We start from the raw sequence: 16,878 nt of genomic DNA, 5'->3' as shown, positions 1-16,878 counted from the left end.
GCAACGGCCTCACCTGGTATCACGGCTAAAGAACAGCATCGCTATTGCGACTAGCCACAATAGAAACAAGGATAGATAAAGCTCACCAATGCTAGAAACATCTTCAGTAAAAATAGGCCAGGACAGCAGAGCATAACCCACAAAGAAAAGGACTATTTTCAGTTCTGGATGATCAATAAGGCGCGCTTTTGATTTACGCATAGCACTGCCCAATCGCTATCAATTAATGTAGCTTCAGTATAGACAAGCCTGACGTAATCCAAGCAAGAAGGTGTAACTTTTGATGCTACTCATGCACCGCAGATAAACAAAAGCCCCGCATAGGCGAGGCTTTTAAATAGTTTAAACGGTAAAGAAAGTTACAAACGAACTTCAATACCCTTATCACGCATATACTCTTTAGCCTGTGGCACGGTATATTCGTTGAAGTGGAAGATAGACGCAGCCAGTACCGCATCAGCTTTACCTTCGATACAACCCTCAACCAGATGATCCAGATTACCGACACCACCGGAGGCGATCACCGGTACATTAACCGCATCGCTGATTGCACGGGTGACTTCAAGATCGTAGCCGTTCTTAACGCCGTCCTGGTCCATAGAAGTCAGAAGAATTTCGCCAGCTCCCAACTCAACCATCTTCTTCGCCCACTCAACAGCATCGATACCCGTTGGCTTGCGACCACCATGCGTAAAGATCTCCCAGCGGTTCTCTTCGCCCTCTTCAGAGACCTTCTTCGCGTCGATAGCCACAACGATACATTGTGAACCAAACCGCTCAGCCGCTTCTTTTACGAACTCAGGGTTGAATACCGCGGCAGAGTTGATCGATACCTTATCGGCACCTGCATTCAACATGGTACGTATATCTTCACAAGTACGGATACCACCACCTACAGTTAGCGGGATAAATACCTGAGAAGCCATACGCTCGACCGTATGCACCATCGTGTCACGGCCTTCGTGGGTTGCAGTGATATCCAGGAACGTAATTTCGTCAGCACCCTGCTCATCGTAGCGTTTCGCTACTTCAACCGGGTCACCCGCATCACGGATATCAACAAACTTAACACCTTTAACAACGCGGCCATTTTCCACATCCAGGCAAGGAATAATTCGTTTTGCCAAAGCCATTAGATTTTACCGTCCCAGTTGAGGAAGTTTTTCAAAAGCTGCAGACCCGCTTTAGAGCTTTTCTCCGGGTGGAACTGCACCGCAAAGACATTGTCACGCGCCAGCGCCACATCGAACTGCAGGCCGTATCGACAAACGCCGGATACCAATTCACGTTCTTCGGACTGCACGTAGTAGCTGTGAACAAAATAGAAACGACTGCCGTCTTCAATATCTTTCCACAGCGGATGGTCGGTCATCTGAGCCACTTCGTTCCAGCCCATATGCGGAACTTTCAGGCGCTCTCCCTCTTCAGCGAGATCATCACCGAAATATTTAACCTCGCCTTTGAAGTGAGACAGGCATTCAACACCGTTGTTCTCTTCTGAGCTATTCAGCAACGCCTGCATACCAACACAGATACCTAAAAACGGTTTACCTGAATTGATCGCATCCGTAACTTCTTTATCCACACCCGCTTTGAGCATCTCAGCCATACAATCACGCATAGCGCCGACACCCGGCAAAATAACGCGGTCAGCGCTGGCAACCAGCGCTGGATCCGAAGTAACTAACACTTCTACACCCGGTTCAACAAACTCCAGCGCTTTAGCAACCGAATGTAAGTTGCCCATGCCATAGTCGATTACTGCTACCGTCGACATCGCTTATAAACACCCCTTAGTGGAAGGCATAACATCCGCAGCACGCGCATCGATTTCAAGAGCGAAGCGCAGTGCACGACCGAAGGCTTTGAAGATAGTCTCAGCCTGATGGTGCGCATTGAAACCCTTGATGTTATCAATGTGAAGCGTCACACCTGCGTGGTTCACGAAGCCCTGGAAAAATTCCCAAAATAACTGCGTATCCAACTTACCAATATTGGCACGGGTAAACTCGACATCCATATGCAAACCAGGACGCCCTGAGAAGTCGATAACAACACGAGACAATGCTTCATCCAGCGGGCAATAGGCATGCCCGTAGCGCATAATCCCTTTGCGATCTCCCACCGCTTCTTTGAAAGCCTGGCCCAGAGTAATGCCGATATCTTCTACAGTGTGATGGTCATCGATGTGTGTATCACCTACGCAGTGAATATCAAGGTCGATCAAACCATGACGAGAGATCTGCTCCATCATGTGCTCTAAGAAAGGTACACCGGTATCTGCCTTAAACTGGCCAGTACCATCAATATTTACGGACACCTTGATCTGTGTCTCAAGTGTATTTCGACTTACCTTGGCAACACGCTCCGCCATGGCTGGTTCTCCCTCGATTAATCTGAACGGCGATTATACAACCATCACCGGTCGCATGCACTTTAAGCCGGTTAATTATCGGGCAATATATGCCTGGGTGAACTATCTTTTATCTATCATCTACCCTTTGAATGAAGTGACCGAATGAAAGATGTGGAACTTCACCAACTTTTACAAGGTAATCATCGCGCTTTACTGCTGGTGATTGATGCCCTGCCTTTTCCTATCTACTACAAGGATCTTGCTTGCAAATATCTTGGTTGTAACAAGGCCTATGAAGAGTATGTCGGCCTATCCAGAAAACAGATCATAGGCAAGGATGTTTTCGAACTTTTCGAAAAAGGAGCTGCGGCTATTTTTGCTGCGTCAGATACCGAACTACTGGCAAACCCAGGCATCCAGATTTACGAAGCGCCGGTGATAAAACCAGATGGACAGATGCTGTATGTTAAGTTCCATAAAGCGACCTTCTGCAATGAATACGGAGAAGTTGCCGGCTTAATCGGCGCAATTATAGACATTACCGAACAAAAGACCCTGGAGAAAAAATTCAAGCGACTGGCCACTTATGACGACCTGACTGGCATCTACAACCGCCGCGAAGGCCGAAAACAGCTTAAACAGCTCTGTAAAGACGCGGTCAGGCACAAACGGCCTATCTCCGCTATTTTACTGGATCTGGACAATTTTAAAGTGATCAATGATACCTATGGCCACGATACCGGCGATATGGTTTTAAAAAAGGCAGCCCAGAGCCTGGATCGCTACTCCCGTGCCCACGACTTTGTATGTCGCTATGGTGGTGAAGAGTTCATGATTATCCTTCCCGAAACCAACAAGCAGGATGCGGTCAAAATTGGTGAACGTTATCTGGACGAGCTGCGCAAACTTGAGATTCAGATAACTAACGACGAGAAACTCAAAATAACCGCCAGCATCGGTGTTGGCGAACTGGATGCTGAATTTACAGATCGCGAACTAATGCTCAAACAAGCGGATGAAGCCCTTTACAGAGCAAAAGCTAATGGGAAAAACCAGGTGTGTTTCTAGAATTATTCATCATTCCTTCAGCCTGATCCATTGAAACTTAATTAATTCTGTTTATCCTCAACCCTTCAGACCTATGCCAAGGAGAGAACAATGAAAGGTTTGCTGAAAGTCGTACTGGGGTTAGTGGCGTTTATTGTCGTCCTGATTGTGGCCGGCGGCGCTATTCTAAGCACAGTATTTGATCCCAACGAATATAAACCTGAGATTGAAAAGGCTGCCCTTGAAAATAGCGGTGTCGAACTGAAGATCAATGGTGATATTGGTTGGTCAGTTTTCCCATGGCTAGGCTTGGAAGTGAACAAAATCGACGTTCAGTATCCTGGCAAACAGCAGTTGGCTAGCCTGAACCAGGCACAGGTCTCGGTGCGCCTGCCAGCATTACTGTCTGGTCAGGTTGAGATGCAAAGCGTGGTAGTTGACGGCCTGAAACTGAATCTGGTGAAAGAAGCTGATGGTAGCAGCAACTGGGCCGCCGACGTTTCGACCAAACAAGTCGAGAAATCATCAGAAGATCAGGGTTCCAGCACTCAAGCATCCGCTGCTGAATCTGGCGCTGCGATTGCACTGAATATCGATAGTATCCAGATTACCAACGGTCTGATTAATTACCTGGATAAAACCACAGAGACTGAAGCGACGCTGAGCGATTTCAACATGACATCCGGCCAGGTTGTCACCAATGCTTTCTTCCCTGCTGAGCTAAGCTTCAATGCGGTACAGAAAGTTAAAGGTGAAGAACAGATTAAAGCCGGTGCAAACTTTTCTGCAGAGTTTTTCCTCGACCTAACGAACCAGTTATACAAAATCAAAGGCCTGAACAGTGAATTGGCATTGAGCGGTAAGCCACTTGGCGGTAAGTCACTGACCATTAGCACGGCAGCAGATATAGAAGCTGACCTGGCTAAACAAGCGCTGAGCCTGAATAACCTAAATCTGTCCCTGGCAAATCTGAAAGCCACTGGTGCTCTGGCGGTGAATAACTTCGCCTCCCCGGAAATCAGCGGTAAGCTTTCCGTTCCGGCCTTTGACCTAAACAAGCTTTTGGTATCTGTAGGACAAGCAGAGGTGAAAACAACCGACGCTAGCGTTTTGAAAGCAATCAGTTTCGACACTGAACTTGCAGGTCCCGCCAATACCGTGACAGCGAAGACACTGAGCCTGAAGCTGGATGATACCAGCTTCAATGGTAACGCAGCATACGATCTGAAAAGCGGTAATATCACCCTAAACCTGCAGGGCGATAAGCTGAATGCCGATCGCTACATGCCTCCTGCATCGGAGAGTAAAGGCAATGCGGATGCTCAAGGCGGTTCCTCTGCCCAAGCATCTTCAGGCGCATATTCCAAAGATCCAATTTTGCCTGTTGAAGCACTACGTGGATTGGAGCTGGACACAAAGCTTGGTCTTAAATCACTCCACGTATCCAACATGGATGTCAGCAATATTGTGCTGCAGGTCAACGCTCATGGTGGCCTGATCAAAGCGAGCAAAATCGACGCTGATCTGTATAGCGGCAGCGTGCGTAACAATGTGTCGGTCGATGTTCGAGGTAAAACACCGAAAATTACCTCTCAGAAAAATATCTCGGGTATACAGATCGGCGATATGCTGAAAGCGATGGCCGAGGTAGATCAGCTAACCGGCGAGCTCAATTCCAGCTCTAACATCACCCTGCGTGGTAACTCTGTTCATGACTTCGTTAACAGCATGACAGGCACCGCAAAGGTCAATATGAAGGACGGCGAACTACACGGAATCGATATGGCACAAACGGTGTGCCAGGGCATGAACAATGTGAGCTCTCTTGGTGTAAACACTCAGGAAGTGGACCGCTCGACGCCTTTCGCCAACATGGGCGCATCAGCGCGTATAAAGAATGGCGTGGTCAACAATCAGGACCTGAAAGCAGCTTTGGACGCGATGGTACTCAGCGGCAAAGGCAGCGTAAATCTACCAAAGCAGCTGTTGGATTATCGTCTTGGCTTTATGGTCGAGAAGAACCTGTTTAAAGAGACCTGCTCCTTCCCGGACAAACTGGAGGGTGTCGAGATTCCGATTGACTGTAAAGGTGGATTCAACACACCACCTGCCGAACTGTGTAAACCGGATTTCAGCTTTATTGGCGATGCTTTGAAAAAACAAGTCAAAGACAAAGCCAAAGCCAAAGTTGAAGAGAAAATTAAAGATAAACTAGGCGGAAAACTAAAAGGCCTGTTTGGAAACTAATGCAATCGAAGCAATTCGCAAGTGCCGTGCTGGAATGGTTTGACCAGCACGGCCGTCATGACCTGCCATGGCAGGCAAACAAAACCGCATACAACACCTGGATCTCTGAGGTTATGTTACAGCAGACCCAGGTCACCACGGTCATCCCCTACTATGAACGTTTCATCGAACGTTTTCCTAATGTGGAGTCTCTCGCCTCAGCCGAGCAGGACGAGGTGCTGCACCTCTGGACCGGACTAGGCTATTACGCACGAGCGCGCAATCTGCACAAAACGGCGCAGATCGTCACACGAGAACATGCAGGCGCCTTCCCGGAAACGGTCGAAGAACTTGAAGCTCTGCCTGGCATCGGTCGCTCCACAGCCGGTGCCGTCTTATCAATCAGCACAGGTAAATGGGCCCCTATCCTCGATGGCAATGTGAAGCGAGTGCTGGCTCGGTTTTATGCACTGGAAGGGTGGCCAGGAACGACCGCTAATCAAAAAAAACTATGGTCCTATGCCGAACAAAATACCCCGCAACAACGTGTGGGGGACTATACCCAGGCAATGATGGATCTGGGTGCCACCCTGTGCACCCGAAGTAAACCGAGTTGCTTGCTCTGCCCGCTTCAGCAGGGTTGTGACGCACTAAGACTGGGTAAAACCGATCAACTGCCCGAACCTAAACCGAAAAAATCTATTCCGGTAAAACAAACCTATATGCTGTTGTTGCAACAGGATGATTCGAATGAAGTCCTTCTTTACCAGCGACCGCCAACAGGACTTTGGGGCGGGCTATGGAGTTTTCCTCAGGTAGCCGACCTTCGCGACACTTTGAATGAAACCGGGTTCGAGCTGCGTGAAGAAAGCATGCAACCGCTGGAACCCATGCGCCACACCTTTAGCCACTTTCATCTGGATATAACCCCAGTAAGAGCAAGGGTGAATACCCCTACAGACTCTGTCATGGAAGGAAAACCGCTGCTCTGGTATAACATAGAGCAACCAGAAAACGTTGGCCTGGCAGCACCTGTGAAGAAGCTGCTTGAAATGATGGCCAATTCATAACAGTTTGGAGCAACAAGAACCATGAGCCATACGGTACTTTGCCGCAAGTATAAAGAAGAGCTGGAAGGCTTGGACCGCCCTCCATATCCAGGTGCAAAAGGTCAGGAAATCTACGACACGATTTCTAAAAAAGCCTGGAAAGAGTGGACTGATCATCAGACGATGATTATCAACGAGAAACACCTCAGCATGATGGACCCATCCACCCGTGAATTCCTCCAATCTGAGATGGAAAAATTCATGGATGGTGGCGATTACGAAAAGGCTGAAGGTTACGTCCCTCCTTCAAAATAGTTTTTTTGTAACAAGTGGTTGACAGTGTTAACCGAAGACGGTTTAATACGCGCCACTTGAGTTTTGCCCAGATAGCTCAGTCGGTAGAGCAGGGGATTGAAAATCCCCGTGTCGGTGGTTCGATTCCGCCTCTGGGCACCACTTCTAAGAAGGCTTGTTGCACTTTGAACAAGCTTTTTTTGTCTCCAAAACTCAGTACGCCCAGATAGCTCAGTCGGTAGAGCAGGGGATTGAAAATCCCCGTGTCGGTGGTTCGATTCCGCCTCTGGGCACCACTTCCTAGATTATATTTCCCGCTTTGTAGTTAGAGATTCCGAGAGTGATTCCTTTTGGGCGTCATCGAACCTAGTTAGATTATTCGCTTCGCTCACCCTTCGGGCTATTGCCGCTTCGCGTCAACGTGTGAATGCCTTCGGCATTGATCCGCCTCTGGGCACCACTTCCTAGATTATATTTCCCGCTTTGTAGTTAGAGTTACCGTGAGTGATTCCTTTTGGGCGTCATCGAACCGGTTAGATTATTCGCTTCGCTCACCCGTCTAGATTGTAGATGCTAGTAGCTAGCACCTGGATACTTGCTCTATTAAAAGCTTCACTTATTAACTACCCAAAACATGAGTTAATGAAATCACCTTCAAAAACAGCAAGTGATTCTATTTGATGCTACTTTGACACCAGAAAACACCAACCATCACCACCTAGCCAAATTCCTTTGATTACCCCCCTCTGCTGAAATCTAAAAGTAAGCAATGATGCAGCTGGAAGCTAAGTTTTCTGAGTCATGGGTCTAACAATTAAGGCAACACTTCTGTGTGGTCTTAACGCTCTTTACTTCTGCCCCAGAGAACTTTCACTTATCCACTTTTATCGTTTGGATGTTTTCAATTTGTGCGTAGATACAAAAGAAGCAAACTCCAGGTAATCGTGTACTTATGACGTTGACCGTTCTCTCAGGTGAGCCAAATATCCCAGCCACTTATTTGTGATGCTAAACACCAATACATAAGCAATATCTGTTATCAAACAAAAATAAAATGCAGCTATTCAAAACTTTGTTGAATAGCTGTTTGACGGAGATTCAAGCAATGAAACGACTTACCTCAGTGATCGCAACAGGTCTGGCACTTGGCCTTTCTTTCGGTGCGCAAGCAGGCACCCTTGAGGATGTACAGAAAAGAGGCAGTGTCTCTTGTGGTGTGAGTACTGGCCTGGCAGGTTTTTCTCAGAAAGATGAGAACGGTACCTGGAGCGGACTGGACGTAGATGTTTGTCGCTCAGTAGCCGCCGCTGTTCTGGGCGATGCGAGCAAAGTGCAATATAAACCGCTTACAGCTAAAGAACGTTTCACTGCCCTACAGTCAGGTGAAATCGACATTCTGTCTCGTAACACCACTTGGACACATACCCGTGATACCTCGCTGGGTCTGAACTTCGCAGGTGTTAACTATTACGACGGTCAGGGCTTCATGGTCTCTAAAGATCTGGGCGTAAGCAGCGCTCTGGATCTGGACGGCGCAGCCGTATGTATCCAGGCAGGTACAACGACTGAGCTGAACTTGGCGGATTACTTCCGTGCCAATGGCATCACTTATAACGCAATCACGTTTGATACGTCTGACCAGACCCGTGCCGGCTTCGAAAGCGGTCGTTGTGACGTACTGACGTCTGACCAGTCTCAGCTGTACGCACTGCGTATCGGTCTGAAAGATCCATCTTCTGCCATGGTACTGCCGGAAGTTATCTCTAAAGAGCCTCTAGGTCCTGTAGTACGTCAGGGCGATGATCAGTGGTTTAACATTGTTAAGTGGTCTGTTTACGCGATGGTTGAAGCTGAGTTCATGGGCATCAACAGCGCCAATGCTGATCAGGCTAAATCACAGGGTAACCCAGGCCAGCAGCGTCTGATGGGCGTTGATACTGATTCCGGTGAAAAAATGGGTATCAGCAACGACTGGGCTTACAACATCGTTAAGCAGGTAGGTAACTACGGCGAAAGCTTTGAACGTAACGTGGGCCAGGGTTCTCCTCTGAAAATTTCCCGCGGTCTTAACGCCCAGTGGAACAAGGGCGGCATCATGTACTCTTCTCCAGTACGTTAAGAAGGACAAAACAGAGGGACATTTCATGTCCCTCTGCTATTTTTACTTATAACCTTCTGAAGATAAGTGCTTAATTATGTCTGAAAAGCCGCAGGTGAAATCCTCGCCCTCTTTCTTCAATAACCCTAGAAATCGCTCGATTATCTATCAGCTACTCCTGTTGTTTGGGCTTGGCTACTTCTTCTATAGCATCATCAGCAATACGCTGGCGAATATGGAAGCTCGAGGCATTCAAAGTGGTTATGACTTCCTGTTTAACACGGCAGGTTTTGACATCCTGATGTCACTCATTCCCTACGATGCGACCAATACTTATGGCCGCACCTTTATCGTAGGCTTGCTCAATACCGTGTTGGTTTCAATTATCGGCATCATTCTTTCGACAATCGTCGGATTTATCATGGGGGTTGCACACTTCTCCCATAACCTGCTGATCCGTAAACTGGCAACCGCTTACGTTGAAACCTTCCGTAATATTCCTCTATTACTGCAGATTTTCTTCTGGTACTTTGCGGTCTTGGCTGCGTTGCCAAGTGCACGCCAGAGTATGAGTCTGGGTGAGGTCATCTTCCTTAACGTGCGTGGCCTGTACTTCCCGGGGCTAACCCCTGAAGGCGGCGCATCGGTTGTTTATGCTGCGATTGCCGCGGCGATCATTGGCATCTTTGTGCTGAAACGCTGGGCGAAGAAACGCCAGGACGATACCGGGCAACAATTCCCTGTACTCTGGGTAAGCCTGGGTATGCTATTTGGTCTTCCCCTGCTGGCATTGATTGTGATGGGCTTCCCATTTGCCTGGGATATTCCTTATCTGAAAGGCTTTAACTTCCGTGGCGGTGTTACCGTGATACCTGAGCTGATGGCACTGGCCTTAGCCCTGACCGTTTACACCGGTGCGTTTATTGCGGAAGCCGTGCGAGCAGGTATTCAAGCCGTTCCTCATGGTCAGACAGAAGCCGCGCGTAGTATTGGCCTGAAAGAGGGCAAGATCATGAAACTGATCATTGTGCCTCAGGCGATGCGTGTCATCGTGCCACTGCTGAACAGTGAGTATCAAAGCCTTGTTAAAAACTCGACGCTGGCCACAGCGATCGGTTACCCCGACCTGTTTACCGTGTTCGTGGGCACTACCCTGAACCAGACCGGTCAGGCGATCGAAATCGTCTTTATGACCATGGCCGTATACTTCGTGGTTAACATGACGATCTCATTCCTGATGAACCGACTCAACAGCAGTGTTGCGTTGACGGAACGATAAGGGGAGCTGACTGATATGAAAGAATTTAAACCCTTACCCGATCAGCCGGCGCCAAACGATACCGTTGGTCCGATTCACTGGGTAAAAGATAACTTTTTCTCTTCGGCAATGAACACCATCGCAACGCTGCTGATTCTTGCGTTGCTGGCAACGGTGGTTCCGCCTCTGGTGGACTGGCTGCTGATCTCTGCGAACTGGTCGGGCACCACTCAGGATGCCTGCACCAAAGACGGCGCGTGCTGGGTGTTCGTGATTGCCTGGTCGAAGCAGTTCTTCTATGGGAGTTACCCGACCGAAGAGCTATGGCGTATCAACCTGTGCGTCCTGATGCTGATTGGTGTGATCGCGTCTTCACAACTGCTCAACAAGGACTGGCGTAATAAGTTCTCTATTCCGGCGTTTCTTCTGCTGCCATTCGTCTGCATTCTGATTCTGGATGGAAGCTGGATCGGTCTGGAGTATGTCTCTACAGACTACTGGGGCGGTTTTGCGTTAAACGTACTACTGGCAGCCGCCAGTATCATCGTGGCGTTCCCGCTGAGTTTTGTCTGGGCCCTGGGACGTCGTTCAGAGATGCCGTTTATTAAAAGCGTCAGTATTCTTCTGATCGAGTTTTTCCGTGGCGTACCGGTACTGGCCCTGTTCTTTATGGGTTCGGTGATGCTGCCACTGTTCTTCCCAGAAGGCACCAACGTCGACAAGCTGGTACGTGTGTGGATCGTACTGACACTGTTTATGGCGGGCTACATGGCGGAAGTATTCCGTGGTGGTTTCCAGGCGGTTCCGACCGGGCAGTACGAAGCGGCGGACTCACTGGGTCTGAGCTATTGGCAGAAAACGCTTTTGATTATCCTGCCACAGGTGATCAAAGTATCGATGCCCAACATTCTGGCCACCTTTGTCATGCTGTTTAAGAACACCACGTTCTTGCTCATCATCGGTATTTTCGAAGTGCTGAGCACCACTCAGACAGCCCTGACAAACTCGAACTGGCTGGGCGGCCACTCCACTGAAGGCTACCTGTTTGTAGCTATCGTTTTCTGGATCTGCTGTTACAGCATGTCACGCATCAGTGCGTCGATTGAGCGCAAACTCGATACCAGCCATAAGAATTAAGAGGAACTCCTTGTGAGCGTAGAACAAGAAAAAACTAACGAAAATAACGATGACATTATCGTTATCAAGGATCTCAACAAGTGGTATGGCGAGTTCCATGTACTGAAAGACATTAACCTGCGGGTTAAAAAAGGCGAAAAGATCGTTATCTGTGGGCCTTCGGGCTCCGGTAAATCCACCATGACGCGTTGCATCAACCGTCTTGAGGAGTTCCAGCGCGGCTCCCTGACGGTGAATGGTGTGGAGATGATCGAAGACGTTAAGAATATCGAAGCGATCCGCCGTGAGGTGGGTATGGTATTCCAGCACTTCAACCTGTTCCCGCATCTGACGATTCTGGAGAACCTGACACTGGGCCCGATCTGGGTACAGAAGAAGCCGAAGAAAGAAGCTGAAGCGACGGCGATGAAGTATCTGGAGCGCGTTAAGATCCCCGATCAGGCGAACAAGTTCCCGGGGCAGTTATCCGGTGGTCAGCAGCAGCGTGTAGCGATCGCTCGCTCCCTGTGTATGAACCCGGAGATCATGCTGTTTGACGAACCGACGTCAGCCCTTGACCCGGAAATGATCAAGGAAGTACTGGATGTAATGATCGAACTGGCCAATGAAGGTATGACGATGCTCTGCGTAACCCATGAGATGGGTTTTGCGAAGAAAGTAGCCGATCGGGTTATCTTCATGGATGCGGGTGAGATTGTAGAACAGAACACGCCTGAGGAGATCTTTAATAATCCTCAGACGGATCGACTCCAGCTGTTCCTGAGCCAGATCCTGGATCACTAATCTTTCACTGACTTTCCAGCGAAAGCAAAGCCGCTGACTCTCAGGAGTGAGCGGCTTTTTTATTAGCGAACCGAAACACGTTTCTAGTGGCAGGACCGTCCTAAACAAACCGTCATAAACAAACCAGCAACAGAAACTAGATGGTGCTACATGAGCATCCGCCAGAACCATCTAGCCAAATTCCTTCAATATCAACGCTCTGTTCAAATATCAACTCACGATTATGCAGAAGAAGGCGAAGTTTTCTTCGTAACAGGCTGCATTGCTCATCATTGCTCAAGGCGATAATGCCAAACAGTTTATGACGTAGGCCTGTTTACTGATTATGAAAAACCCCATTTAACCTTCTATGTCGTTTAGGGCTTTGTAAAAGCCCTTTTTTTCATTCTTTCTGGAGAAGCGCACTATGGTCACTCGTATCGAACACGACATGCTAGGTGAGATGCAAATTCCTAGCGACGTCTGGTACGGAGTACAAACCCTTCGAGCAAAGGAAAACTTCTCCATTACAGGCGTGCCGATCAGTCACTTTCCTCACTTAATCAAAGCACTGGCAATGGTGAAGTGGTCCGCGGCACAAACCAATAAAGAATTGAAGCTGCTTGAAGAACATAAAGCTGACGCCATTATGGCCGCCTGTCGTGACATTATCGACGGAGCACTGCATCAGCAATTTGTCGTCGATCTCATTCAGGGCGGCGCAGGCACTTCAACCAATATGAATGCCAATGAGGTGATTGCTAACCTGGCACTGAGCAAGTTGGGCAAAGAGAAAGGTGACTACCAACACCTGCATCCAAACGATGACGTAAACTGCTCTCAATCCACTAACGACGCTTATCCAACCGCAGTATGTTTGGGCATTCAATTCGCGGCTGAACCTCTGACCGAGCACCTGGAAAGCTTGATCCAAGCCTTTAACAACAAAGGCCAAGAATTTAACGATGTGGTCAAAATGGGTCGTACCCAACTACAAGATGCCGTACCCATGACGCTGGGGCAGGAGTTCGAAGCCTTTGCAGTCACCCTAAGTGAAGATATCGACCGTATAAAGGAAGCCTGCAAGCTGTTGTGTGAGGTTAACCTCGGTGGCACCGCTATTGGTACCGGGATCAACACGCACCCGGAGTATGCAAGCCGTGTCGTTAAGAGGTTAGCAGAAATCTCTGGCAAACCTATGATTCCTGCCAGCCACTTGGTAGAAGCCACCTCAGACCTGGGCGCATTTGTTCTGTTCTCTGGCATTCTTAAACGTATGGCAGTCAAGCTCGGTAAGATATGTAATGACCTTCGATTACTTTCAAGCGGCCCGCGCACTGGCTTTGCTGAGATCCATCTTCCACCGATGCAACCCGGATCATCTATCATGCCTGGCAAGGTGAACCCGGTGATACCTGAAGCGGTCAATCAAACTGCCTACCAGGTGATCGCTAACGACCTGGCCGTCACACTTGCCGCTGAATCAGGTCAGCTGCAGCTGAATGCGATGGAACCGCTGATCGTTTATAACCTGCTTAGCTCGATGAAGATGCTGTGTAACGCCTGTGAAATGCTGGAGGAACGCTGTGTCAGTGGTATTAAAGCGAATCGGGAACAATGCTCGCGACATCTGGATAACAGCATCGGTGTAATCACTGCTCTGGTACCACACATCGGTTATGCCAATGCCTCTCGTATCGCCAAAACCGCGTTAAATACGGGCTCGACGGTACGCGAACTGGTGATTGGTGAAGGTCTGCTGGACAGTATCCAGCTTGATCGCCTACTTAGCCCTGAATCGATGCTAGCCCCTGGAGAGCGAGTTTCATGAAACGTCGTGTACTGATCATCTACACCGGCGGCACTATCGGCATGCAGCCTTCCGAGCAAGGCTATGTTCCGATGAGTGGTTTTAACACGCTGGTCGCAGCCGAGCTAAACTCCCGTGGCATTAACGATTTGCCAGACGTCGAGTTCGACATGATCGAGTGCCGGCAACTGATCGATAGCTCCAATCTGGTACCAGATGACTGGACCCGGCTAGGCAATCGTCTTAAGCAAAACTGGAACAACTACGACGGTTTTGTCGTACTGCACGGCACTGACACTATGGCATACACCGCCTCGATGTTGTCCTTCATGCTGCAAGGCATGGATAAGCCTGTTGTCCTGACCGGCTCCCAGATCCCAATGGTCGAGCTGCGTAGCGATGCATCTGATAACCTGACTACCGCCCTGCTACTCGCGGGAAATTATGACATTCCTGAAGTCTGTATCTACTTCAACGGCCGACTACTGCGCGGCAACCGTAGCTCCAAAGTAAAGAGCTCCGGGTTCGATGCGTTCGATTCCCCTAACTTTCCATGGCTTGCCAATGTGGGCATCAATATTGAGCTGCAACAAAACCTACTTCTTAAGCAAAGCGGTCGCATGGGTGATATCCCGGTGTTTAATCCGGACTCGGTCAGTACCCTCCAAACCTACCCAGGTATCTCGGCGCGCGTACTCGAAGCGGTGCTAGATCATTCATCACTGAAGGGACTGGTGTTACAAACCTACGGTGCAGGTAATCCACCGGACGCCAACCCTGCATTTATTGATTGCTTGCAACACGCATCTGAACGCGGCGTTACCATCCTGAACATCACCCAGTGCCCGCATGGTTCTGTAAATCAGGGTGCCTACGCAACCGGGGCGACCCTCAACAAAATTGGAGTAGTGTCCGGGGGCGATATGACCCTCGAAGCAGCCTTCACCAAAATGCATTATCTGATCAGCCAATCCAGGTCAGCAGAGGAGATACGCACAGAGCTGTGTACTCCACTCTGTGGTGAGCTGAGTAGATGACCCTGCATAAGCGCGCTGTCGCATTCGGGCCCAAGCCTTCCTGACTAAAGAGCGACAAGCCTCAATACAACAATAATCCCAACACAGTGCTCACAAGGCACATTTTAGGAGATCTTTCTCATGCAAACATTTGTCGACTTTATGAACGGCATAATCTGGAGCCCTGCGCTGATTTACCTGTGCCTGGGAGCAGGTTTGTTCTACTCGATCCTAACCCGCTTTGTACAGGTACGCATGTTCCGTGAAATGTGGAACTTACTACTGTCAGGTAAAAGTTCCGAACACGGCATATCATCCTTCCAGGCACTCGCGGTTTCCCTTTCCGGTCGTGTAGGTACGGGTAATATCGCAGGTGTTGCAGCCGCAATCGGATTCGGCGGTCCAGGGGCTGTATTCTGGATGTGGGTTGTGGCGTTCTTCGGCGCAGCAACGGCATACGCTGAATCGACGCTGGCACAGATTTACAAAGAGGAACACGAAGGCCAGTACCGCGGTGGTCCGGCTTATTACTTCGAAAAAGCGATGGGCCAGAAATGGTTCGCGTGGATCTTCGCAATCGCGACGATTCTAGCATGCGGCGTATTCCTTCCAGGTGTTCAGGCTAACAGTATCGGTAACGCGGTAGAGCAAGCGTTCGGTTCTGGCCAAATGATCGAAACCTCAATGGGTACACTGAGCATGGCTAAGATCATGACGGGCACTGTTGTGGTGTTGATCCTTGGTTTCATCATCTTCGGTGGCGTAAAACGTATCGCCAACTTCACTCAGATTGTTGTACCTTTCATGGCTCTGGCGTACATCATCATCGCTGCAGTAATCGTGCTACTGAACATCGATATGCTGCCAGGCATCATCAGCATGATCCTGGAAGACGCGTTTACACCCATGGCAGGCCTCGGTGCTGCGATTGGCTGGGGTGTTAAACGAGGTGTTTACTCCAACGAAGCTGGTCAGGGAACGGGCCCTCATGCTGCCGCAGCCGCGGAAGTAGAGCACCCTGCGCAGCAAGGTCTGGTACAGGCGTTCTCGGTATACATCGATACCCTGTTCGTATGCTCCGCAACTGCATTCATGATCCTGATAACCGGCGCGTATAACGTACACGGTGCAGGTGATGCCTTCCTGGTGCAGAACATCTCCGCTGATGTTGCAGCCAACGGCCCCATGTTCACACAGATGGCAATTGAAAGCGTACTGCCGGGTGTGGGTAACCCGTTCATCGCATTCGCGCTGTTCTTCTTCTCCTTCACCACAATTCTGGCTTACTACTACATTGCCGAAACCAATGTTGCTTACCTGAAGCGCTCGATGGATATTCCAGGCCTGACCGGTTTGCTGAAGTTGGTTCTGATGGCCGCGACATTCTATGGTGCGGTGAAAACGGCCAACCTGGCATGGGCGATGGGTGATGTTGGTGTAGGCCTGATGGCATGGCTAAACATCGTTGGCATCCTGATCATATTCTTTATGTCCAAACCTGCCCTGAAAGCCCTGAAGGATTATGAAGCACAGCGTAAAGCAGGTGTGTCTAAATATGAGTTCAATCCGGCAAAACTGGGTATCAAAAACGCAACCTTCTGGGAAAAACGCTGCGGAGTTAAAGCTGAGGTTGATCAGACAGAAGATGAGAAAGACAAGGTAAACGTTTAACGTTGTGGTAGCTCGCCTACATCCATCTATGGATGTGGGCTTTTTAATGCATGCAGGCAGCGTTAAGATAGTGCAAAAAAAGGTCGTAAAGACCCTTTAGTGCTCTGAAAGCCGCTGGTCGCTTTCAGAGTTACTTAGGCGCACGAGTCAGGAT

The 16,878-nt window shown here is 49.2% G+C and carries 15 protein-coding genes and 2 tRNA genes; 13 read left to right on the top strand and 4 right to left on the bottom strand.

The genetic code is table 11. The features are described from left to right. Window positions 1-9 precede the first annotated feature (9 nt). The 4 genes from MED92_RS11705 to hisB form a co-directional block, all read right to left on the bottom strand. On the bottom strand, window positions 10-201 hold the full coding sequence (locus MED92_RS11705; protein WP_007021757.1) for a hypothetical protein: 192 nt from the start codon (window positions 199-201) through the stop codon (window positions 10-12). Between the two features lie 158 nt (window positions 202-359). Beyond that, the gene (gene hisF, locus MED92_RS11700) at window positions 360-1,133 is read right to left on the bottom strand and encodes an imidazole glycerol phosphate synthase subunit HisF (protein ID WP_007021756.1); all 774 of its coding nucleotides are present in this window, start codon (window positions 1,131-1,133) and stop codon (window positions 360-362) included. Beyond that, window positions 1,133-1,777, bottom strand: coding sequence for an imidazole glycerol phosphate synthase subunit HisH (gene hisH / locus MED92_RS11695; RefSeq protein WP_007021755.1), 645 nt, complete (start codon window positions 1,775-1,777; stop codon window positions 1,133-1,135). The genes hisF and hisH overlap by 1 nt, the downstream gene beginning before the upstream one ends. A gap of 3 nt (window positions 1,778-1,780) precedes the next feature. Then, the gene (hisB, locus tag MED92_RS11690; RefSeq protein WP_007021754.1) at window positions 1,781-2,374 is read right to left on the bottom strand and encodes an imidazoleglycerol-phosphate dehydratase HisB; all 594 of its coding nucleotides are present in this window, start codon (window positions 2,372-2,374) and stop codon (window positions 1,781-1,783) included. A 144-nt stretch (window positions 2,375-2,518) separates the two neighbouring features. Between hisB and MED92_RS11685 the strand changes: the two genes are divergently transcribed. The 13 genes from MED92_RS11685 to MED92_RS11625 all read left to right on the top strand — a co-directional run bounded on the left by MED92_RS11685 (window position 2,519) and on the right by MED92_RS11625 (window position 16,724). Beyond that, complete coding sequence (locus MED92_RS11685; RefSeq protein WP_007021752.1) at window positions 2,519-3,424, top strand: GGDEF domain-containing protein; 906 nt, start codon at window positions 2,519-2,521, stop codon at window positions 3,422-3,424. Window positions 3,425-3,514: 90 nt separating this feature from the next. Beyond that, the gene (locus MED92_RS11680; RefSeq protein ID WP_007021751.1) at window positions 3,515-5,650 is read left to right on the top strand and encodes an AsmA family protein; all 2,136 of its coding nucleotides are present in this window, start codon (window positions 3,515-3,517) and stop codon (window positions 5,648-5,650) included. After that, window positions 5,650-6,699: an A/G-specific adenine glycosylase gene (gene mutY / locus MED92_RS11675; protein WP_007021750.1), complete on the top strand. Its 1,050-nt coding sequence runs from the start codon at window positions 5,650-5,652 to the stop codon at window positions 6,697-6,699. The genes MED92_RS11680 and mutY overlap by 1 nt, the downstream gene beginning before the upstream one ends. A gap of 21 nt (window positions 6,700-6,720) precedes the next feature. Further along, window positions 6,721-6,993 (top strand): oxidative damage protection protein, encoded by a 273-nt coding sequence (locus MED92_RS11670; RefSeq protein ID WP_007021749.1) that lies wholly within the window; start codon window positions 6,721-6,723, stop codon window positions 6,991-6,993. Window positions 6,994-7,058: 65 nt separating this feature from the next. After that, a tRNA-Phe gene (locus MED92_RS11665) sits at window positions 7,059-7,134 on the top strand. A 58-nt stretch (window positions 7,135-7,192) separates the two neighbouring features. Continuing rightward, window positions 7,193-7,268: transfer RNA gene (locus tag MED92_RS11660), tRNA-Phe, on the top strand. Between the two features lie 809 nt (window positions 7,269-8,077). Beyond that, entirely contained in the window at window positions 8,078-9,091 is a 1,014-nt protein-coding gene (locus MED92_RS11655; RefSeq protein ID WP_007022830.1) for an amino acid ABC transporter substrate-binding protein, read from the top strand. A 76-nt stretch (window positions 9,092-9,167) separates the two neighbouring features. Beyond that, on the top strand, window positions 9,168-10,349 hold the full coding sequence (locus MED92_RS11650; RefSeq protein WP_007021747.1) for an amino acid ABC transporter permease: 1,182 nt from the start codon (window positions 9,168-9,170) through the stop codon (window positions 10,347-10,349). Between the two features lie 15 nt (window positions 10,350-10,364). After that, on the top strand, window positions 10,365-11,465 hold the full coding sequence (locus MED92_RS11645) for an amino acid ABC transporter permease (RefSeq protein WP_007021746.1): 1,101 nt from the start codon (window positions 10,365-10,367) through the stop codon (window positions 11,463-11,465). Window positions 11,466-11,477: 12 nt separating this feature from the next. Continuing rightward, the gene (locus tag MED92_RS11640) at window positions 11,478-12,248 is read left to right on the top strand and encodes an amino acid ABC transporter ATP-binding protein (protein ID WP_007021745.1); all 771 of its coding nucleotides are present in this window, start codon (window positions 11,478-11,480) and stop codon (window positions 12,246-12,248) included. Window positions 12,249-12,654: 406 nt separating this feature from the next. Beyond that, the gene (locus tag MED92_RS11635; protein ID WP_007021744.1) at window positions 12,655-14,058 is read left to right on the top strand and encodes an aspartate ammonia-lyase; all 1,404 of its coding nucleotides are present in this window, start codon (window positions 12,655-12,657) and stop codon (window positions 14,056-14,058) included. Beyond that, a complete protein-coding gene (gene ansA / locus MED92_RS11630; protein WP_007021743.1) occupies window positions 14,055-15,074 on the top strand; it encodes an asparaginase in 1,020 nt (339 codons plus the stop codon). The genes MED92_RS11635 and ansA overlap by 4 nt, the downstream gene beginning before the upstream one ends. 120 nt (window positions 15,075-15,194) lie before the next feature. Then, the gene (locus MED92_RS11625) at window positions 15,195-16,724 is read left to right on the top strand and encodes an alanine/glycine:cation symporter family protein (RefSeq protein WP_007021742.1); all 1,530 of its coding nucleotides are present in this window, start codon (window positions 15,195-15,197) and stop codon (window positions 16,722-16,724) included. Window positions 16,725-16,878: the final 154 nt, after the last annotated feature.

Source organism: Neptuniibacter caesariensis, assembly GCF_000153345.1.
GTDB classification, from domain to species: domain Bacteria; phylum Pseudomonadota; class Gammaproteobacteria; order Pseudomonadales; family Balneatricaceae; genus Neptuniibacter; species Neptuniibacter caesariensis.
This window is presented reverse-complemented; position numbering and strand designations above follow the sequence as displayed.